We start from the raw sequence: 241 nt of genomic DNA, 5'->3' as shown, positions 1-241 counted from the left end.
AAGCGTGACCAGGTTGACCAGGGTGAGCGTGATGGCGTGAGCACCGACGAACGCGAACGGCTGAAGGCCCTGGAGCGCGAGGTCAAGGAATTGCGTCGTGCCAACGAGATTCTCAAGGTCGCGAGCGCGTTTTTCGCCCAGGCGGAGCTCGACCGCCGTTTCAAGTCCTGAAGGCCTTCGTCGATCAGTATCGCGACACCTTTGGGGTCGAGCCGATCGGCAAGGTCTTGCGGATTGCCCC

At 61.8% G+C, this 241-nt stretch carries 1 pseudogene and 1 other annotated feature; the pseudogene reads left to right on the top strand.

Features of this window, described 5'->3' with window-relative positions:
- A pseudogene (locus SB751_RS34630) lies at positions 1-241 on the top strand (IS3 family transposase); the annotation flags it as partial.
- Positions 126-241 (top strand) — a sequence feature (AL1L pseudoknot). This feature is flagged as partial in the annotation. Its footprint overlaps the pseudogene before it by 116 nt.

This window comes from Cupriavidus sp. SIMBA_020, from assembly GCF_046535395.1.
Classification (GTDB): Bacteria; Pseudomonadota; Gammaproteobacteria; order Burkholderiales; family Burkholderiaceae; genus Cupriavidus; species Cupriavidus campinensis.
This window is presented reverse-complemented; position numbering and strand designations above follow the sequence as displayed.